The 19574-nt window shown below is 75.0% G+C and carries 18 protein-coding genes; 11 read left to right on the forward strand and 7 right to left on the reverse strand.

Going from position 1 to position 19574, the window contains the following annotated elements; all coding sequences use genetic code 11:
• Positions 1 to 61: 61 nt before the first annotated feature.
• The 3 genes from ACYVQV_RS03475 to ACYVQV_RS03485 all read left to right on the forward strand — a co-directional run bounded on the left by ACYVQV_RS03475 (position 62) and on the right by ACYVQV_RS03485 (position 2912).
• Positions 62 to 658, forward strand: a complete 597-nt coding sequence (locus ACYVQV_RS03475; protein ID WP_461021861.1) for a SigE family RNA polymerase sigma factor — start codon at positions 62 to 64, stop codon at positions 656 to 658.
• A complete protein-coding gene (locus tag ACYVQV_RS03480) occupies positions 655 to 1713 on the forward strand; it encodes a Gmad2 immunoglobulin-like domain-containing protein (protein ID WP_461021862.1) in 1059 nt (352 codons plus the stop codon). Before ACYVQV_RS03475 ends, ACYVQV_RS03480 begins: the two co-directional genes overlap by 4 nt.
• Positions 1714 to 1970: 257 nt before the next feature.
• Positions 1971 to 2912: a hypothetical protein gene (locus ACYVQV_RS03485; RefSeq protein WP_461021863.1), complete on the forward strand. Its 942-nt coding sequence runs from the start codon at positions 1971 to 1973 to the stop codon at positions 2910 to 2912.
• Positions 2913 to 3060: 148 nt separating this feature from the next.
• On the opposite strand, the gene dnaJ is transcribed toward ACYVQV_RS03485, so the two are convergent.
• Positions 3061 to 4176 carry a molecular chaperone DnaJ gene (dnaJ, locus tag ACYVQV_RS03490; protein WP_461021864.1) on the reverse strand — a complete coding sequence of 372 codons (1116 nt, stop codon included), beginning with the start codon at positions 4174 to 4176 and terminating at the stop codon, positions 3061 to 3063.
• 109 nt (positions 4177 to 4285) lie between these two features.
• Positions 4286 to 5305: a heat-inducible transcriptional repressor HrcA gene (hrcA, locus tag ACYVQV_RS03495; protein WP_461021865.1), complete on the reverse strand. Its 1020-nt coding sequence runs from the start codon at positions 5303 to 5305 to the stop codon at positions 4286 to 4288.
• 231 nt (positions 5306 to 5536) lie between these two features.
• Between hrcA and ACYVQV_RS03500 the strand changes: the two genes are divergently transcribed.
• The 3 genes from ACYVQV_RS03500 (at position 5537) to ACYVQV_RS03510 (ending at position 7902) form a co-directional block, all read left to right on the forward strand.
• Positions 5537 to 6427 (forward strand): DUF3097 domain-containing protein, encoded by an 891-nt coding sequence (locus tag ACYVQV_RS03500; protein WP_461021866.1) that lies wholly within the window; start codon positions 5537 to 5539, stop codon positions 6425 to 6427.
• Positions 6428 to 6550: 123 nt separating this feature from the next.
• Complete coding sequence (locus ACYVQV_RS03505; protein WP_461021867.1) at positions 6551 to 7180, forward strand: DUF4870 domain-containing protein; 630 nt, start codon at positions 6551 to 6553, stop codon at positions 7178 to 7180.
• A 227-nt stretch (positions 7181 to 7407) separates the two neighbouring features.
• On the forward strand, positions 7408 to 7902 hold the full coding sequence (locus ACYVQV_RS03510; protein WP_461021868.1) for a DUF4870 domain-containing protein: 495 nt from the start codon (positions 7408 to 7410) through the stop codon (positions 7900 to 7902).
• 3 nt (positions 7903 to 7905) lie between these two features.
• Here ACYVQV_RS03510 and hemW read toward each other — a convergent pair whose 3' ends face one another.
• Entirely contained in the window at positions 7906 to 9207 is a 1302-nt protein-coding gene (gene hemW, locus ACYVQV_RS03515; protein ID WP_461021869.1) for a radical SAM family heme chaperone HemW, read from the reverse strand.
• Positions 9208 to 9292: 85 nt separating this feature from the next.
• Between hemW and ACYVQV_RS03520 the strand changes: the two genes are divergently transcribed.
• Positions 9293 to 9823, forward strand: a complete 531-nt coding sequence (locus tag ACYVQV_RS03520) for a GNAT family N-acetyltransferase (protein ID WP_461021870.1) — start codon at positions 9293 to 9295, stop codon at positions 9821 to 9823.
• Here ACYVQV_RS03520 and ACYVQV_RS03525 read toward each other — a convergent pair.
• The 4 genes from ACYVQV_RS03525 to lepA form a co-directional block, all read right to left on the reverse strand.
• Positions 9810 to 10451 (reverse strand): MOSC domain-containing protein, encoded by a 642-nt coding sequence (locus ACYVQV_RS03525; RefSeq protein WP_461021871.1) that lies wholly within the window; start codon positions 10449 to 10451, stop codon positions 9810 to 9812. The two genes, ACYVQV_RS03520 and ACYVQV_RS03525, sit on opposite strands and share 14 nt — an antisense overlap.
• Before the next feature lie 47 nt (positions 10452 to 10498).
• A complete protein-coding gene (locus tag ACYVQV_RS03530) occupies positions 10499 to 12304 on the reverse strand; it encodes an AMP-dependent synthetase/ligase (RefSeq protein WP_461021934.1) in 1806 nt (601 codons plus the stop codon).
• 123 nt (positions 12305 to 12427) lie between these two features.
• Positions 12428 to 13450: a DMT family transporter gene (locus tag ACYVQV_RS03535; protein ID WP_461021872.1), complete on the reverse strand. Its 1023-nt coding sequence runs from the start codon at positions 13448 to 13450 to the stop codon at positions 12428 to 12430.
• Positions 13451 to 13452: 2 nt separating this feature from the next.
• Positions 13453 to 15345 carry a translation elongation factor 4 gene (lepA, locus tag ACYVQV_RS03540; RefSeq protein ID WP_461021873.1) on the reverse strand — a complete coding sequence of 631 codons (1893 nt, stop codon included), beginning with the start codon at positions 15343 to 15345 and terminating at the stop codon, positions 13453 to 13455.
• Between the two features lie 47 nt (positions 15346 to 15392).
• On the opposite strand from lepA, the gene ACYVQV_RS03545 reads away from it, so the two are divergent.
• From ACYVQV_RS03545 to ACYVQV_RS03560, 4 genes are all read left to right on the forward strand, one after another.
• On the forward strand, positions 15393 to 16838 hold the full coding sequence (locus ACYVQV_RS03545; RefSeq protein WP_461021874.1) for a CoA transferase: 1446 nt from the start codon (positions 15393 to 15395) through the stop codon (positions 16836 to 16838).
• 10 nt (positions 16839 to 16848) lie between these two features.
• Complete coding sequence (locus ACYVQV_RS03550; protein ID WP_461021875.1) at positions 16849 to 17466, forward strand: type II toxin-antitoxin system PemK/MazF family toxin; 618 nt, start codon at positions 16849 to 16851, stop codon at positions 17464 to 17466.
• Positions 17467 to 17665: 199 nt separating this feature from the next.
• The gene (rpsT, locus tag ACYVQV_RS03555) at positions 17666 to 17926 is read left to right on the forward strand and encodes a 30S ribosomal protein S20 (protein ID WP_461021876.1); all 261 of its coding nucleotides are present in this window, start codon (positions 17666 to 17668) and stop codon (positions 17924 to 17926) included.
• Between the two features lie 200 nt (positions 17927 to 18126).
• Positions 18127 to 19566, forward strand: a complete 1440-nt coding sequence (locus ACYVQV_RS03560) for a short-chain fatty acid transporter (RefSeq protein ID WP_461021877.1) — start codon at positions 18127 to 18129, stop codon at positions 19564 to 19566.
• Positions 19567 to 19574: the final 8 nt, after the last annotated feature.

The following is a 19574-nucleotide window of genomic DNA, read 5'->3' on the forward strand; positions in this document are numbered from 1 at the left end:
CGGCACCGGCCCACGGGCGGGCCGCCGGACCCCGTGGTGGGCTCGGGGAGAGGAGACGGGGATGCCGGCTGACGGCGCCACGCCCCCACCCGACCGCCGGCGCCCCGGACGCGACCTGCCCGGCCCCGCCGCCCCGCACCCCGACGAGTCCGTGACGTGGACGCCGGACGAGGCGGTCCGCGCGCTGTACGCGACGCACTGGGTGCCGATGGTCCGGCTCGCCCACCTGCTGCTGGGCGGCTCCAGCGCCGCGGAGGAGGTCGTCCAGGACGCGTTCGTGGCCCTGCACCGGCGCTGGCCGCGGCTGCGCGACCCCGCGACGGGCGCGGCCTACCTGCGGACGAGCGTCGTCAACGGGTGCCGTTCCGTGGGCCGCCACCGCTCGGTGGAGCAACGCCACCGCCAGCCCGGCGCCCCCGAGCCCGCCGGGCCGGAGGAGCGCGCCGTCCTGGCCACCGAGGGGCGCGAGGTGGTCCGCGCCCTGCACGGGCTGTCCCGGCGGCAGCGGGAGGTCCTGGTGCTGCGGTACTGGGCCGACGCCTCCGAGGCCGAGATCGCCGACGTCCTCGGGATCAGCGCGGGGGCCGTCAAGAGCCACGCCAGCCGGGGGCTGACCGCGTTGCGGGCGGCACTCGGCGAGGACGGGAGGACACCGTGACCGGCGTCCCCGAGGACCTGGACCCGATGGTCGCCCGGCTGCGCCGGGCGCTGGCAGAGGAGGCGGACATGGTGCACCCCGACGAGGACGGCCTCGACCGGATCACCGAGCGGACCGAGGCGGACCGGGGCAGCCGGCCCAGCTGGGTGCCCTGGGTCGCCGGCCTGGCGGCCGCCGTGGTGGCGGGCTCGGTCTTCGGGGCCGTCCTGCTGCTCGGCGACGACGACGAGGCACCGCCGGCCGCCGCCCCCACGAGCACCGCGACCGCCTCCCCCGGCCCCTCGGAGCCGTCCGGCGACGGGACGGCCGAGCCGACCGGCACGCTCAGCGGCGTACCCGTGTACTGGGTGGGGCAGTCGAGGACCCGACCGTGGCTCTACCGCGAGTTCCGGGACGTCCCCGACGTCGGCGGGCCGGTCGCGTCCGCGGTCGCGGCCATGACCCGCCAGGAGCCGCTCGACCCGGACTACTCCACCCCCTGGCAGCCCGCCTCGCGCGTGGAGGTCACCCAATCCGGCGACGCGCTGACCGTCGACCTGTCCGCCGACGCGTTCTCCGGCACGGACGTCGGCAGCGAGGTCGCCGCGCTCGCCGTCCAGCAGCTCGTCCACACCGCCACCGCCGCGGCCGAGGTCGCCGGGACCCCCGCGTCCACGGTGACGATCACGGTCGACGGCGAGCCCGCGGACGCCTGGGGCGTCGTCCGCGTCGGCGAGCCGGAGAGCCGCGCACCGCAGGTGGACGTGCAGGCGCCGACCTGGATCGTGACCCCGCAGCACGGCGCCACCGTCCCGGCCGGTGCGGTCGAGGTCGTCGTGTACGGGACGGCGTTCGAGGGCAACTTCCTCTGGGAGGTGCGTGACGGCGCCGGGACCGTGGTCGCGGACGGCTTCCTGACGGCCGGAAGCATGGGCACGTACGACGAGGGCACGTTCACCGTCGACCTGACGCCGGGCACCTACACGGTGGAGGTCTACCAGCCCGACGAGTCGGGCGGCGAGAGCCCCGAGGGCCCGCGGATGTTCCCCGACACCAAGGAGATCACCGTCGAGTGACCCTCGGCGGCCCCCGTCGCCCCGTCCCGGTTGCCCTCGTCACCGACCCCTCCTCTCCCGCGGCCCTCCTCCCCGACCTACTGATCGTCAGACGTTCCTGGGGGTGATCACCCCCTACGGAGTCTGACGATCAGTGCGGGCGGGGAGGAGGGTGCACGCACGACGAGTCCTCCACAGCACCGGCCGGCCGGAACCCTGTCCACAGGTCGAGCCTCGGTCCGGTGCACGGAGGCGCTGCGCCGTCGCACGGTGCCGGCGTGAGAACACCACAAGGGCTCGAGGCGCTCCTCGTGCGGCAGCGCGGCATCGTCCACCGACGGCAGCTGTACGAGGGCGGACTGACCCGCGAACAGCTGCGCTGGGCCCTCGGCCGCCGGTGGACCGCCGTGCTGCCGGGCGTCGTGGCCACGTTCACCGGTGCCCTGGACGACGACCAGCAGCTCGTCGCTGCCCTGCTGTACGCGGGTGACCCGGCGATCCTCACCGCAACCGAGGCTCTGCGGCTCCACGGGGTCCGGTACCTCCCGCGTCGTCGCACCATCCGAGTGCTGGTCAGGGAGCGGCGGCGCCGACGACAGGCAGGGCAGGTGGTCGTGCAGCCGACGGTCCGGTTCGACGCCGGGTCGTCAGTCCGCGGCTTCCCCGCGGCCACGCCGGCGCGGGCGCTCGTGGACGCGGCCACGGAGCTGCGCGACCAGCCGAGCACCACTGCGGTGGTTCTGGACGTCGTCCAGCGCGGCCTGTCGACCGTAACCGCGCTCCGCCACGAGATCGAACGAGGACCCGTGAGAGGCAGCGGCCGGGTGCGGCGTGCTCTCGCTGCCGCCGAGCTCGGCGCGTGGTCCCGCCCGGAGGCGGACCTGCTGGCCGTCGTGGGGACGAGCGCGGTGCTCCCTCCGCCGGCGGTGAACCCTCTGCTGGTGACACCGACCGGTCAGGTCGTGGCGCGCCCGGACCTCTGGTTCGGGGAGGTGGGACTAGCCGTCCAGGTGCACAGCCGCGAGCACCACACGGTCGGCCTCGCGTTCGACCGAACGCTGCGCACCGACTCCCTGCTGACAGCCGCCGGCGCGACGGTGCTGGCCTTCACCCCGGCGCAGATCCGGGACGACGCCGCCACCGTCCTGTCCACGGTGGAGGTCACCTACCGGCGTCTGGCCGACGCAGGGACCGGGTGCGCCCTGCTGGAGTCAGCCTGATGCGACCCGGTCCCCACCCGGCCCTTGCTCGTTCATCACCGCCCAGTGCCCACTGATCGTCAGACGTGAATGGGGGTGATAGCCCCCATCCACGTCTGACGATCAGTTCGGGCGGGAGAGAAGCGAACAAGCGGGAACGCCCGGGGGCTCAGCGGCCGGCGAGCTTGTCCTTCAGCCGTGAGAACACGCCGCCGTGGGTGACGGCGAGCCGTCCCTCGGGGGCCTCCTCGCCGCGCAGCTCGGCGAGCCGGCGCAGCAGCTGCACCTGCTCGTCGTCGAGCCGGGTGGGGGTCTGCACGTCGACGTGCACGTGCAGGTCGCCGCGGCCGCCGGCGCGCAGGTGCTCCACGCCCATGCTGCGCAGGGTGTGCACCTCGCCGGGCTGGGTGCCGGGACGCAGGTCGATCTTCTCGACGCCGTCCAGGGTGGTCAGCTCGACGGTCGCCCCGAGCGCTGCGGTCGTCATCGGCACGACCAGGGTGCAGTGCAGGTCGTCGCCGCGCCGGGTGAAGGTCTCGTCGGGCTTCTCCACGATCTCGACGAAGAGGTCGCCGGGCGGGCCGCCACCGGGACCGACCTCGCCCTGGCCGGCGAGCTGGATCCGGGTGCCGGTGTCCACGCCCGCGGGCACCTTGATCCGCAGGGTGCGGCGGGTGCGCACCCGGCCCTCGCCGGAGCACTCCAGGCACGGCTCGGGGATGACCGTGCCGTAGCCGCCGCACGCGGGGCACGCGGACGTCGTCATCACCTGGCCGAGCAGCGAGCGCGCCATCCGCTGCACCTGCCCGCGGCCGTGGCAGACCTCGCACTCGCGCGGCGACGTCCCCGGCCGGCAGCAGGTGCCCTGGCACGTCTGGCACAGCACCGCCGTGTCGACCTGCACCTCGCGCTCGGAGCCGAAGACGGCCTCGCGCAGGTCGACCTCCAGCCGGATCAGCGCGTTCTGGCCGGGACGCTGCCGGGACGCCGGCCCGCGGGCGCCGGCCTGGCCGAAGATCGTCTCGAAGATGTCGCTGAACCCGAACCCCGGTCCGAACCCGGCCCCGGGTCCGGTCGCGGCGTCCCCGCCCATGTCGTACGCCCGGCGCTTCTCGGGGCTGGAGAGCACCTCGTAGGCGCGGGAGACGTCCTTGAACCGGTCCGCGGCCTCGGGGCCGGGGTTGACGTCGGGGTGCAGCTGGCGGGCGAGCCGGCGGTAGGCCTTCTTGATGTCCTCGGGCGAGGCGTCCCGGCTGACGCCGAGCACCTCGTAGTGGTCGCTCACGGGTGGGGTCGCTCCCTAGGGTCTCGGGCGCTGGTCGGGCGGCGGGTGCACCGCCGGTCGGTGGCAGGTCGGGGCAACGGCGGGCGCTGCCGCGCGGACGGCGGCGGGCTCACCCGGCGATGATCCGCGACACGTAGCGGGCCACGGCGCGGACGGCGGCCATCGTCGTCGGGTAGTCCATCCGGGTCGGGCCGAGGACCCCGAGGCGGGCCACGGCGTCACCGCCCGTGCCGTAGGCGCTGGACACCAGGGACGTGCCGAGCAGGCCCTCGTGGTCGTTCTCGTGGCCGATCCGCACGGACACCCCGCTGGTCGGGTCGTCGGCCATCTCGGACAGCAGCCGCAGCAGGACGACCTGCTCCTCGATGGCCTCCAGCACCGGCGACAGCGAGGTGAAGTCGGTGCCCGCGCGCGCCAGGTTCGCGGTGCCGGCCAGCACCACCCGGTCCTCGCGCTCGGCGGACAGGGAGTCCTCGACGGCCGCGAGGACGGCGCGCACGAGGTCGCGGTCCTCGGGCCGGAACGCCTCGGGCACCGCCTCGAGGCGGCCGGGGACGGCGCTCATCGGCTGCCCGGCCGCGACGTCGTTGAGGCGCGCCCGCAGCTCGCCGACGACCTGCTCGGGGACGGGCACGCCGATGTCGACCATCCGCTGCTCGACCCGGCCGGTGTCGGTGATGAGGACGACGAGCAGGCGCGTCCCGCCGAGCGGCACGAGCTCGACGTGGCGCACGGTGGACCGGCTCAGTGACGGGTACTGGACGACGGCGACCTGGTGGGTGAGCCGGGCGAGCGCGCGCACGGTGCGCTCGAGCACGTCGTCCAGGTCGACGGGGTCGGAGATGAGGGTCTGGATGGCGCGCCGCTCTGCGGCGCTGAGCGGCTTGACGCTGGCCAGCCGGTCGACGAACAGGCGGTAGCCCTTGTCGGTGGGGACCCGCCCGGCGCTGGTGTGCGGCTGGGCGATGTACCCCTCCTCCTCCAGCGCGGCCATGTCGTTGCGGATGGTGGCCGGCGAGACGCCGAGGTTGTGGCGCTCGACGAGCACCTTGGAGCCGACGGGCTCCCGGGTCTCCACGTAGTCCTCGACGATGGCCCGCAGCACCGACAGCCTGCGCTCGTCACTCACCCGCTCCACCTCCTCGGTCGCTCGTCCCGCCTGCCCGACGTCCGGTCCCGCCGCCCTGCCCGTCGTCCGGGGCGGCCCGGCCGGGACCGGCGCGCCGTGGGCGTCGTCGTCCCCGCGCCCGGCGGGCCCAGGCTGGCACTCTGGCGCTCGGAGTGCCAAGTCTACGCGCTGCCCCGCGGTTCGTCGTCGTGTCGACCCCGGCGGGCGGGCACGCGCCCCTACCCTGCCCCGGTGACGACGCCCGCTCCCCGCCCCGGGGCCCAGACCGACGACCGCTACGGCAGCGACGTGCTGGCCGGGGGGCCGCCGCGCCGCCGGGAGCTGCCGGAGGTGCCCGCCGACCGCGACCTCGTCGTGGAGGACGCGGAGACCGGGTGGTGCGGTGCCGTCGTCAGGGTGGAGAAGAGCGGCGGGGTGCACGTCGTGGCGCTGGAGGACCGCCGCGGTCGCACCCGCTCCTTCCCCCTGGGACCCGGCTTCCTGCTGGAGGGGTCGCCCGTCCGCCTGGTGCCGCCGCGGGCCGCGGCGGCACCCACGCGTCCCGCGCGCACGGCCTCCGGGTCGACGGCCGTGCACGGCGCGCGCGCCCGGGTCGCGCGCGGGTCGCGGATCTGGGTCGAGGGCCGGCACGACGCCGAGCTGGTCGAGAAGGTGTGGGGCGACGACCTGCGGATCGAGGGCGTCGTGGTGGAGCCGCTGGACGGCGTCGACGACCTGGCCGCGGAGGTCGCCCGGTTCGCGCCCGGACCGGGCCGCCGGCTGGGTGTGCTGGTGGACCACCTGGTCGACGGCAGCAAGGAGGCACGGATCGCCCGCGAGGCCCTGGCGGACTCCCGCTACGCCCCGCACGTGCTGGTCGTCGGGCACCCGTACGTCGACGTCTGGCAGGCCGTCCGTCCGCAGCGCCTCGGCTGGTCGCAGTGGCCGACGATCCCCCGGGGACGGTCGTGGAAGCACGGCGTCCTGGCCGAGCTCGGTTGGGAGCACGACACCCAGGCGGACGTCGCGCGGGGGTGGAAGCGCATCCTGGGCACCGTCCGCGACTACAGCGACCTCGAGCCGGCCCTGCTCGGTCGCGTCGAGGAGCTGATCGACTTCGTCACGGCGGACCCGGGGGCCTGAACGGCGAGGCGGGGGTTGTCCCCCGGGGCATCTGGCCGGGGAACCGGGTGGGACGCCGCGTCCGTCACTCCTAGCGTGGGAGCACCGGGATCCGACCGGTCCCCGGCACCACGAGGAGAGACGATGAGCACCCCCGAGCACGAGCGTCCCGCGCAGCCCGCCGACCGTCCCGCAGCCCCCGGCGCGCCCGGGCAGGGTCCCGCGCCGGCTCAGGGCACCGGCCCCACGCCGCCCGGTGGCGCGACGCCGTCCGGTGGCCCGACGCCACCTCCGGGGCCGCCACCTGGCCCGCAGCCCGGCGGCTACCCCGGACCGTCCGGCGGCTACCCCGGACCGTCCGGTGGCTACCCCGGTGCTCCTGGTGGCTACCCCGGCGCCCACCCCGGGCCGCAGGGGCCGCCGCGACCCGACGCGATGAGCCCCGACCAGGAGCGGACGTGGGCGGTCGTGTCGCACCTGTCGGCGTTCGCCGCCGCGTACGTCGCCCTGGGGTTCCTCGGCCCGCTGGTCTGCATGCTGGTGATCGGCGACCGCTCCCCCTACGCGCGCCGGCAGGCGGTCGAGGCCCTCAACTTCAACCTGACCTGGCTGATCTACATCGTCGTATCGGCGGTGCTGCTGATCGTGCTCGTCGGGTTCGTCCTGCTGCCGCTCGTCGGCATCGCCTACCTGATCCTGGTGATCCTCGGAGCCGTCGCAGCCAACCGCGGCGAGGAGTTCCGGTACCCGCTGACGATCCGCTTCGTGAGCTGACCGGGCGCCGCCCGGACGTCGCGATCCGGGCGCGAGCCGAAACGGTCGGTGAGCGCCCGGTGACGGCGCGCCGACGGTCCAGCAGGACCGGCTGCACGCGCGTGTTCCGACTCGATGACGCTTCCCCGATACGGGCCCGCGGGCGAGCCGCGCACCGCTAGCGTGACCGCCGCACGCACACACCGCGGCACCGGGGACGCCGGTGCGCGACGACAGAGCGAGGACACGTGAGCGACCAGCCGCAGGCACCCCAGGACCCCTACAGCCAGGCGGGGGCCCCCGGCCCGCAGCAGGGCGGGACCCCGCAGGGTCAGCCGCAGCAGGGCTACCCCCAGCAGGGTTACCCCCAGCAGGGCTACCCGCAGCAGGCTCCCGCTGGGCAGGGGCTCTCCACCGAGATGAGCCCGTCGGACCAGCGGATGTGGGCGATGCTGGCCCACCTCGGCGGCATCCTCTTCGGCTTCCTCGCGCCGCTGATCGTGTGGCTGGTGCAGAAGGACCGGGGCGCCTACGTCGCGGACCAGTCCAAGGAGGCACTGAACTTCCAGATCGCCGTCGCCATCGGCTACGTCGTCAGCGTCGTCCTGAGCGTCATCGGCATCGGCGTCCTGCTCTTCTTCGTCGTCTGGATCGGCTCGCTGGTCTTCGCGATCCTGGCCGGCCTGGCCGCGAACAAGGGCGAGAACTACCGCTACCCGGTGACCATCCGCTTCATCAGCTGACGCTCACCCGTCCGCCGGCGACCGGGTCGGCGCGACGGCAGGATCGGCCACCCGCGGCGGCTCCTGCCACCCCAGCAGCACCCGGACCACCGAGTCCGCCAGCAGCCGCCCCCGCCGGGTCAGCACGACCCGGTGCGGGGCGGCTGCGGCGTCCAGCCACCCGGCGCGCACCAGGTCGGGGACGGCGGCCCGCCCGGGTGCGGGGACGGCGCCGCTGGCCAGGCCGTCGGCCAGGCGCACCCCGAGCATGAGCCGCTCGAGCGTGCCCGCGTCGTCGTCGACGACCTCGCGGGCGTGCGCCGGGCTCGTCCCCCGGGCGAGGCGCTCGGCGTACGCCGCGGGGTGCTTGACGTTCCACCACCGCACGCCGCCGACGTGGCTGTGCGCGCCGGGGCCCACGCCCCACCAGTCGTCGCCCCGCCAGTAGCCGAGGTTGTGCCGGCACACCCGGTCGGCGGCCCGGGCCCAGTTGCTCACCTCGTACCAGCCGTACCCCGCCGACGTCAGGACCTCGTCGGCGACCTCGTACTTGACGGCCTCGTCGTCCGGGTCGGGTGCGGCCAGCTCGCCCCGCCGGACCTGGGCGGCCATCCGGGTGCCCTCCTCGACGACGAGCGCGTACGCGGAGACGTGGTCCGGCTCCAGCGCCAGGGCGTCGTCCAGGCTGGTCCGCCAGTCGTCGACCGACTCGCCCGGCGTGCCGTAGATGAGGTCGAGGCTGACCTGGAGGCCCGCGTCGCGCGCCCAGCGGACGGCGTCCGCGACCCGCGCCGGGTCGTGGGTGCGGTCGAGCGCGGCCAGGACGTGCGGCACGGACGACTGCATGCCGAAGGACACCCGCGTGAACCCGCCCGCGGCCAGGGCGGCCAGCGAGTCGGCGGTCACCGAGTCCGGGTTGGCCTCCGTGGTGACCTCGGCGCCGGGTGCCAGGCCGAGGTCGTCGTCCACGCGCCGCAGCAGGGCCACGAGGTCCGCCGCAGGCAGCAGCGTCGGGGTCCCGCCACCGACGAAGACCGTGGACACGGGCCGGCCGCCGGCCCCGGCGCGGTCCAGGACGGCGGCGGCCAGCCCGACCTCCTGCGCGGCGGCCGCGGCGTACCCGCCGACCGAGGCGCCGGGCAGGTCGACGGGTCCGAGCTCGGAGCGCGTGTAGGTGTTGAAGTCGCAGTACCCGCACCGCACCCGGCAGAACGGCACGTGCACGTACAGCCCGAGCAGCCGGTCCGCGGCGCCGTCCGCGACGGACGGGGGCAGGGTGCCGTCGGCGGGGACGGGGTCGCCGACGGGCAGGCTCGGTGGGCTCACCCCTCCATGGTCGCCCACCGCGGGCGCTGCCCGTCGACCCCCTGACTGTCGGGGAGGGCGGGCCGCCGCACCTAGGCTTCGCCGCGTGGACGACGAGCCCGCGGTGCGACTGCACCTGCTGTCCGAGGACGACGACCTGGCGCGGGCCGTGACGGCCCTGGCGCCGACCGAGGAGCAGGAGCCGTTCAGCAGCCGCGCCGCCGTGACCCTGCCGGAGGCGCTCGCCGACCCGGACCGGCACCCGTTCGCCGTGCTCGCCGGTGACGACCCGGTCGGCTTCGGGGTGCTCGACCGTCGCGGGTACCTCGCGGACGTCGTCGACTCCCCCGAGCGCGCCGTGCTGCTGCGCGGGTTCTACCTCGACGCAGGCGCCCAGGGCCGGGGGTGGGGCACGCAGGCGGCCCGGCTGGTCCCGGCGCTCGCCGCGGACCTGCCGACCGACACGCACCCGCGCCCCGAGCTGGCGGTGCTGACGGTCAACGTCCGCAACGAGCGGGCGCTCGCGTCGTACCTGCGGGCGGGGTGGGTGGACACCGAGCGGCGGTACCTCGGCGGGGACCTGGGGCCGCAGCACCTGCTCGTCGCCCGGGTGCCGCGGGCGGTCAGGCTCGCGTGAGGGCCCGCTCGATCCCGTTGCGCAGCGGACGGGGGACGGACCAGCCGGAGGACTGCTCGTAGTCGACGAGGGCGCGGGCGTCGCGGGGGTCGCGCCGGACGAACCAGCCGCTGACGGTCACCCCGTGGCCCGGTCTGGAGACGACCTGCACCCGGTCGCCGGCGCCGACGTCGCCGGCCTCGACGACCCGCAGGTAGGCCCCGGTGCGCCCGTGGTCGGCGAACCGCCGGACCCACCGCTCCTCGCCGAGCCACCGGGCGAACGTCGAGCACGGGACGCGCGGGGCGGTCACCTCGAGGAGCAGGCCGTCACCGACGAGCCAGCGCTCGCCGATCTCGGCGTCGTCGACGGCCACGTCCCGCGTGCGCAGGTTCTCCCCGAACAGCCCGGGAACGACGTCCCGTCCGATCTCGGCGGCCCAGTACGCCGCCTCGGCGTCGTCGAAGGCGTACACCGCCTGGTCCGGTCCGCCGTGGTCCGCGCGGTCGGCCTGGACGTCGCCGCGCACCCCGAGCCGGCGCACGGGCACCCGCCCCTCGACGGGGCGCTTGTCGATGGCGGTGACCCCGTGCGGGGACTCGTCGAGGTGCAGCTCGGCGACGCGGCAGACGGCGAGGACTCGGCCCATGGACGCATCCAACCAGGCCGGGCCCGGGTCGCCGACCACGTCCGGCGTCAGCCCTCGTACATCGAGTCGAGGACGTCGGCGTAGCGGCGTTCGACGAGCCGGCGCTTGAGCTTCATCGACGGGGTGAGCGCCCCGTCCTCGACGGTCAGGTCGGCGGGCAGGACCTCGAAGCGCTTGATGGTCTCCCACCGGTTGAGGGTGGCGTTGAGCCGCTCGACGTACCCCTCGAGCTCGGTGCGCATCCGCGCGGACCGCACGACGTCGGCGTAGGACGCGCCGGCCATGTCGTTGGCCTCGGCCCAGCCTGCGACGGCGTCGGGGTCGAGGGTGACGAGGGCGGTGACGTAGTTGCGGTTGTCCCCGTGCACGACGATCTGGCTGGCCAGCGGGCAGATCGCCTTGAACCGGCTCTCGATGGCGGACGGCGCGACGTACTTGCCGCCGGAGGTCTTGATGAGGTCCTTCTTGCGGTCGGTGATCCGCAGGTAGCCCTCGTCGGTGATCTCGCCGATGTCACCGGTGCGCAGCCAGCCGTCGGCGGTGAGCACCTCGGCGGTCTCCTCGGGACGGTTGTGGTAGCCCTCCATGACGCCCGGCCCGCTGAGCAGCACCTCGCCGTCGTCGTCAATGCGGACCTGCGTCCCGGCCAGCGGCCGGCCGACGGTGCCGAACCGGTACCCGTCGGGCCGGTTGACGAAGCTGGCTGCGGAGGTCTCGGTCAGCCCGTACCCCTCGAGGACGACGATGCCGGCGGCGTGGAACCACTCGCCGATCTCCCGGGAGAGCGCCGCGGACCCGGAGACGAAGTAGCGGATCCGGCCGCCGAACCGGTCCCGGATCTTGGCGAACACCAGCCGGTCGGCGAGCCTGTGCTTGACGGCGAGCAGGCCGCCCGGCTCCTCGCCGCGCAGACGCATCGCGGAGACCTCGCGGCCCACGCCGAAGGCCCAGGCGAAGATCCTCGCCTTGGCGCCGCCCTCCCCGACCGCGGTGGTCACGACGCGGGAGTGGACCTTCTCGTAGATCCGCGGCGCGCCGGCCATCAGGGTGGGTCGCACCTGACCGAGGTTCTCGACGAGGGCGTCGAGGTCGCCCTCCACGACGGTCGGGGTGCCGACGGCCAGCTGGCCGGACAGGAGCACCTTGCCGAAGGAGTGCGACAGGGGCAGCCACAGGTAGTGCAGGTCGTCGCGGGCCATGACGCCCGTCGCGGCGATCGCCGCGCCCTCGTAGACCCAGGAGGACTGGCGCAGCCGCACGCCCTTGGGCCGGCCGGTGGTGCCCGAGGTGTACATCAGCGTGGCGAGGTCGGCCGGTCCGACGGCGGCGCAGGCCTTCTCCACGACGTCCGACTGCTCCTGGAGCAGCGCCCGGCCGCGTTCCCGCAGCGCGTCGAGGCTGAGGACGTGCTCGTCCTGGGTCACGCCGTCGGAGTCGATGACGACGACCGTGCGCAGGTTCGGCAGCGACCCCCAGTGCTCGCGGACCTTGTCGAGCTGGGCGGCGTCCTCGGCGACGACGAGGACGGAGCCGGAGTCGTCGAGGATGTACTCGACGTCGTCGGCCCCTGTCGTGGGGTACACGGTGGTGGTGGCGGCACCGGCGCGCATCACCCCCAGGTCGGCGAGCACCCACTCGATCCGCGTCCCCGAGGCGATGGCGACACGGTCCTGACCGCGCACCCCGAGGGCGAGCAGCCCGGCAGCGACCTCGTCGACGAGCTGCGCCGTCCGGGCCCAGGTCAGGGACTCCCAGCCGTCACCACCGGACCGGAACCGGAAGGCCTCCGCGTCGGGGGTCTGCTCGACCCGGCGGGCGAAGAGGGCCCCGACGGACGGCGGCGCGCTGGCCATCTCCCGCTCGAGGGCGCGCTGCTCGGTCTCCGGGGCCGTGCACGCCGTGGTCTGGAGCGTCACGTCACGTCCTCCCGCTCGGGGGCCTGCGCCCGTGGTCGCTGGTCTGTGGTCGCCGTCACACTAGGACGTCGCGCGGTCCGTCGGGGGGACTTCGACCCCTTCCCGCGCGCCCCGAGCCCCCGGTCCTGCGCTGCGTGAGCGGGGAATCACCGAGAGCACCAGCAGCCCGGTGACGAGCAGCGACCCGCCGAGCAGGAACGACGACCCCGCCGGCTCCCCGAGCAGCCCGATCCCGAGGGCGGCCGCGGTCAGCGGCTCGGCCAGCGTCAGGGTCGAGACCTCCGACGCGCGCAGGTGCCGCAGCCCACGGGCGAACAGCAGGTACGCCAGCGCCGTGGGCACCACCCCGAGGTAGAGCGCCGTCACCGCGCCCGACGGCGTCACGACCCATCCCAGGTCGAGGAACGGCAGCACCGGCAGCACGAGCGCACCGGCCGCCCCGAACGCCGCACCCATCGTCGTCTCCACCGACCAGCCGGCGTCCAGCAGCCCCTTGCTCGCCAGCGTGTAGACCGCGTACGACGCGCCGGCGCCGACGGACGCGAGCAGCCCCCAGGGGTCCGTCGTGGACGCCGCTGCGGCGGACGGGCCCGCCAGCGCGCCGGACAGCACCGCCACACCGGCCGCGGCCAGCGTCGTGGCCGCCACCCACCGCCGGCCGGGCGCGCGCCGGGTCAGCGACCACTCCAGCAGCCCGGTGAGCACGGGCGCCGAGCCGAGCGCCACCAGCGTCCCCACCGCGACGCCGTTGGCGCGCACCCCGACGAAGAACGTGGGCTGGTACGCCGCGACCCCGACGGCGGCCACGGCCACGAGGAGCGCGCGGCGCCGTCCGAGCGTGCTCGACCACCCCCGGGCGGTCCGCCGGGCCGTCGCACGGGCCGGGGCAGCACGGCGCGCCGACCACAGCCCGACGAGCGCGAGCGCCGCCCCGCCGACCACCGCGCGGACGACGCCCACCGCGACGGGCGAGGCGTCGTCCGGCCCGAGCGCCTGGGCGGTGCCCGTCGTCCCGAAGGCGACGGCGGCGGCCAGGACCAGCAGGCGCGCCGCGGCGGCGGGTGGCGCCGCACCGGCGGCCACCGCTACTTCTTCGCCTTCTCCTTGGCGTCCCCCGCGTCGGAGGACAGCGCGGCGATGAAGGCCTCCTGCGGGACCTCGACCCGCCCGACCATCTTCATCCGCTTCTTGCCCTCCTTCTGCTTCTCCAGGAGCTTGCGCTTGCGGGTGATGTCACCGCCGTAGCACTTGGCCAGCACGTCCTTGCGGATGGCGCGGATCGTCTCGCGGGAGATGACGCGGGCGCCGATGGCGGCCTGGATGGGCACCTCGTACTGCTGGCGCGGGATGAGCTCGCGCAGCTTGCCGGCCATCATCGTGCCGTAGGCGTACGCCTTGTCCTTGTGGACGATCTGGCTGAACGCGTCGACCTGCTCGCCCTGCAGGAGGATGTCCACCTTGACCAGGTCGGACGTCTGGTCGCCGGCGGGCTCGTAGTCCAGGGACGCGTACCCGCGCGTGCGGGACTTCAGGTTGTCGAAGAAGTCGAACACGATCTCGGCGAGCGGGAGGGTGTAGCGCATCTCCACGCGCTCCTCGGACAGGTAGTCCATCCCGAGCAGGGCGCCGCGGCGCTGCTGGCACAGCTCCATCACCGTCCCGATGAACTCGGACGGCGTGAGGATGGTGGCGCGCACGACCGGCTCGCGGACCTCGGCGATCTTGCCGGTCGGGTACTCGCTCGGGTTGGTGACCGTGACCTCGGTGCCGTCGTCCAGGGTCACCTCGTACACGACGGACGGCGCGGTGGAGATGAGGTCGAGGTCGAACTCGCGCTCGAGCCGCTCGCGGACGATCTCCAGGTGCAGCAGGCCGAGGAAGCCGATCCGGAAGCCGAAGCCGAGCGCCGCCGACGTCTCCGGCTCGTAGACCAGGGCGGCGTCGTTGAGCTTGAGCTTGTCGAGGGCGTCGCGCAGCGCCGGGTAGTCGGACCCGTCGATCGGGTAGAGGCCGGAGAACACCATCGGCTTGGGGTCGGAGTAGCCGCCGAGCGCCTCGGGCGCCGGCTTGGCCGCGTTGGTGACGGTGTCGCCGACCTTGGACTGGCGGACGTCCTTGACGCCGGTGATGAGGTAGCCGACCTCCCCCACCCCGAGGCCCTTCGTCGGCTCCGGCTCCGGGGAGGAGACGCCGATCTCGAGCAGCTCGTGGGTCGCGTGCGTCGACATCATCGCGATCTTCTCGCGCGGGTTGAGCTGCCCGTCGACGACGCGGACGTACGTGACGACGCCCCGGTACGTGTCGTAGACCGAGTCGAAGATCATCGCGCGGGCGGGTGCGTCGGCGTCCCCGACGGGGTTCGGGATCTGCCGGACGATCTGGTCGAGCAGCTCCTCGACGCCGACGCCCGTCTTGCCGGACACCTTCAGGCAGTCCTCGGGCTCGCCGCCGATGAGCTTCGCGAGCTCCTCCGCGAACTTCTCCGGCTGGGCGGCCGGCAGGTCGATCTTGTTGAGCACCGGGATGATCGTGAGGTCGTTCTCCATCGCCAGGTAGAGGTTGGCGAGGGTCTGCGCCTCGATCCCCTGCGCGGCGTCCACGAGCAGGATGGCGCCCTCGCACGCGGCCAGGGAACGGGACACCTCGTAGGTGAAGTCGACGTGCCCCGGCGTGTCGATCATGTTCAGCGCGTACGCGGTGCCGTCGACCTCCCACGGCATCCGCACGGCCTGCGACTTGATGGTGATGCCGCGCTCGCGCTCGATGTCCATCCGGTCCAGGTACTGGGCCCGCATCGCCCGCTCCTCGACGACACCGGTGATCTGCAGCATCCGGTCGGCCAGCGTCGACTTGCCGTGGTCGATGTGGGCGATGATGCAGAAGTTCCGGATCAGGTCCGGGGGCGTGGCGGCCGGCTGCGGGGCCACGCGGGCGATCGGGGACACTCTCGACGACCTCACTGCTCGGGGACGCGTCATCGTCCCACGCCCCGCAGCGAGGGTGCGCCTCGGAGGTGACCGCCCGGATGACCCCGCCGACCGACGGACCGACCGAGGGGGCACCGGCCGCCGAGGACGGCGCCGCGCCCGTACCGCCGGAGCCGACGGGCTCCCGGTTCCCGGTGACCGACCTCGCCGTGACGTCGGTGCACCGCGCCCTGGACGGTGCCGCCGCGCTGTGGTCGGCCCGGACCGGCGCGTCGCCGCCGGCCGTCGGGCTGGACGCCGGGGAGGTCGTCCACGCCGTCGCGTCGGAACGTCACCTCACCGTGGACGGCGTCACGCCACCGTTGTGGGACCCGCTGGCCGGCGCGTACCGGACGGCGGACGGCTGGGTGCGGCTGCACACCAACTACGCCCACCACCGGGCCGCGGCCCTGGCCGCCCTGGGGCTGGCGGACCGCGAGCCGGCGGGCCCGGAGCCAGCGGACCGACGCGACGAGCACCTGCGCGAGACGGCCGCGGCCCGCCTGGCGACCCTGCGCGCCGTCGACGTCGAGGACGCCGTCGCCGCCGCGGGCGGCGCCGCGTCCGCCCTGCGCGCACCCCGGCGGTGGCGCGCGACGGCGCAGGCCGCCGCCGTGGACGCCCACCCCCTCGTCGGCCGGACGCCGTTGCTCGGCCCGCGCACCCACGTCGGCACCGACGCTCACGCCGGGCACGGCGCACTCCGCGACCTGCGCCGGTGCGACCCGGGCGACGACCCCACCCGGCCCTGCACCGGGGTGCGGGTCCTCGACCTGACGCGGGTGATCGCCGGGCCGACCGCCGGGAAGGTCCTCGCGGCACTGGGCGCGGACGTCCTGCGCGTCGACCCGCCCGGTTTCGCCGAGGTGCCGGTGCTCGTCGCCGACACCACCGCGGGCAAACGGGCCACCGCCCTGGACCTGCGCGCGGACGGGGACGCCGCGACGTTCGCCTCCCTGGTCGCCGCGGCGGACGTCGTCCTGCTGGGTCTGCGTCCCGGGTCGGCGGTGTCGGCAGGCTGGAGCCCGGCGCGGCTGGGCGCCCTGCGACCGGGTCTGGTGCTCGGCCGGCTGTCCGCGTGGGGCGATACGGGCCCCTGGGGCGACCGCCGGGGGTTCGACAGCCTCGTGCAGGTGGCCACCGGGCTGGCGTGGCCGGCGTCCGGGCAGGGCCCGCCGGAGCCGCTGCCGGCGCAGGTCCTCGACCACGCGAGCGGGTGGCTGCTCGCCGCCGGCGTGCTGGAGGCCCTGACGGACTCCGTGACGACTGAACCGGCGGCGGGCGCCGTCGTGGACGTCGTGCTGGCCCGCACCGCGCACGAGCTGCTCGACGCCCCGCCCCCGGGTGGTGGCGGGACGTCGCCCGGTGCCGCCCGGACGGAGGTCGTGGACAGCGCCCTCGGCCGGATCTCGCGCGTCGTCGCGCCGGGCCGCCTCGCCGGCCGTCCCCTCACCTGGGGCGGTCCGCCCGTCGTCCTGGGCAGCGCTCCCGCGGTGTGGCTCTAGGGTCGGCCCGGTGAGCACGTTGAGCAGGATCGCCTCACGGCTGGCCCGGGCCGCCGTGCGCGCCGGCAGCCAGGAGCTGCGCCGCCGCGCCCGCGCGGACCGTCGAGGGACGCCCGGGAGCACCGCCGGTCCGCGGCCGGTCCCCCGCCCGCCGGGTCCCGGCAGCCGCCGTGACGCCCCGGACGACACCGGTCCTGACGACGGACCTGACAGCGGGGGCTACCCTGGCGACTTCACCGGGCGCGCGCGGATCGAGTACGCGCCCCGCAGCGACGGCGACCCCGACCCCGGCGAGGTGGTGTGGACCTGGGTGCCGTTCGAGGAGGACCACACCCGCGGCAAGGACCGGCCCGTGCTGGTCGTCGGCCGCGACGGCCGGTGGCTGCTCGCGCTGATGCTCACCAGCCGCGACCACGACCGCGACGCCGCCGACGAGGCCCGGTGGGGACGGCAGTGGGTGGACGTCGGCACCGGCGGCTGGGACGCGCGCCGCCGGCCGAGCGAGGCGCGCCTGGACCGGGTGCTGCGCGTCGACCCGGCCGGGGTGCGGCGCGAGGGCGCGACCCTGGACCGCGTCCGCTTCGACGAGGTCGCCGCCGGACTGAGGCGGCTGCACGGCTGGACCTGACCCCCGCCCCGCCGCGAAGGCGCGCGGATTCGGCCGCTCCGGTGCCCGCTGGTACCCTGGGTGGTCGCGTGTCCGCTCGGTCGTGCGGGTACCGCTCCAGCAGTCCTACGGCCGCGCCGCGGACGACGATCCCCACCGTCGACCGCTGCCGGGGCCGATGCCCTCACCGACCTGTCCGATCGCAACAGAGAGACCATTCGTGGCCAACATCAAGTCCCAGATCAAGCGGATCAAGACGAACGAGAAGGCGCGGCTGCGCAACAAGGCCGTCAAGTCCGAGCTGAAGACCGCCGTGCGCGCCTTCCGCGAGGCCGCCGCCTCGGGCGACAAGGAGAAGGCGGCCGCCGCGCTCGCGCACGCCACCCGTCGCCTCGACAAGGCCGTGAGCAAGGGCGTGATCCACAAGAACCAGGCCGCCAACCGCAAGTCGGCGCTGTCGAAGGTCAACAACGGCCTCTGACCCACCGGACCGCCTGGTCCACGCAGCACGGGACGGCGTCACCCCACGGGGGTGGCGCCGTCCTCGCGTTCCCGGAGGACGCCGGCGGCCCGTCGCACGCGGCGCCTGGGGACGCCGCGGCGGCTCATCGGCGTGTCCGTTCCGCTTGACCGGCCGGTAAGGGAGCAGGATCGGCTCGTCCCTCGACGAGGAGGTCCGCCGTGCTCAGAACCCTGTCCAGGCCCCTGGTCGCCGGCGTGGAGCGCTGGCTGCCCAGCGCCCTGGTGTTCGCCGTCGCCCTGACCGCCGTGGTCGGCGTCCTCGCCCTGGCCCTCACGGACACCGGCCCGGTGGACGTGCTGCGCGGCTGGGGCGACGGCCTGACCGGGCTGCTGGCCTTCATGACGCAGATGGCCCTGATCCTGCTGCTCGGGCACACGCTGGCCAACACGCGGCCGGTGCGGCGGCTGCTGGTGCGCGCCGGCGCCCTGCCCCGCACCCCGGTGCAGGCGTACGCGTGGGTGACGCTCGCCGCGGCGCTCGGCTCGCTGCTGTCGTGGGGCCTGGGCCTCGTGGTCGGTGCGCTGCTGGCCCGGGAGGTCGCCGAGCAGGGCCGCGAGCGCGGGCTGCGGCTGCACTTCCCGCTGCTGGTGGCCTGCGGGTACGCGGGCTACGTGGTGTGGCACATGGGGTACTCGGGGTCCGGGCCGCTGGCGGCGGCCACCCCGGGGTCGTTCGTCGAGGAGCAGATCGGCACCACGATCCCGGTGGCCCGGACGATCTTCGCGTCGTGGAACCTCGTGGCGATCGCGGTCACGGTGGTCGTGGTCGTCGCCGCCATGGCGTCGCTGCGGCCGCGGTCCGAGGACGACGTCGTGGAGCTGCCGCCGGACGTGGCCGCGGCCCGGGCGCAGGACGCCTCCCCGACCCGGCCCGGCGCCGCGGACGCGGGAACGGACACGGGGACGGGTACCGGAGCGGGCCCGGCGACGGGCGCCGCCACCGGCACGGTCGCCGGCGAGGGCCGGCGCAGCCCGGCCGAGCGGGTGGACGGCTCGCGGGCGATCACGACGTTCGCGGGGGTGCTCCTCACCGCGTACCTGGTCGCGTACTTCGCCCAGGAGGGTTTCGCGCTGACCCTCGACATCGTCAACTGGACCTTCCTGGCGGCCATCCTCCTGCTCGTGGGCTCCCCGACCGAGCTGGGGACGCTCGTCATGGACGCCGCCCGCAACGTCGGCGACATCCTGCTGCAGTTCCCGCTGTACGCCGGGATCCTCGGGATCATGACGACGAGCGGGCTGATCACCGTGTTCAGCGACTTCTTCGTCGAGCTGGCGTCGGCGGAGACCCTGGGCCTGTGGGCGTTCCTGTCCGGCGGGATCGTGAACATGTTCGTGCCCAGCGGCGGTGGGCAGTTCGCGGTCCAGGCGCCGATCTTCCTGGAGGCTGCCGAGCAGCTGGGGACAGCCCCGGAGGTGGTCATCATGGGCATCGCGTACGGCGACCAGTGGACGAACATGATCCAGCCGTTCTGGGCGCTGCCGGTGCTGGCGATCGCCCGGCTCGGGATCCGCGACATCCTCGGGTACACGACGATCGCGCTGCTCGTGTCGGGGGTCGTGTTCGGCGCCACGATGGTGCTCGTCGGCGCCGGCTGATCGACGAC

The organism is Thalassiella azotivora (assembly GCF_054781695.1).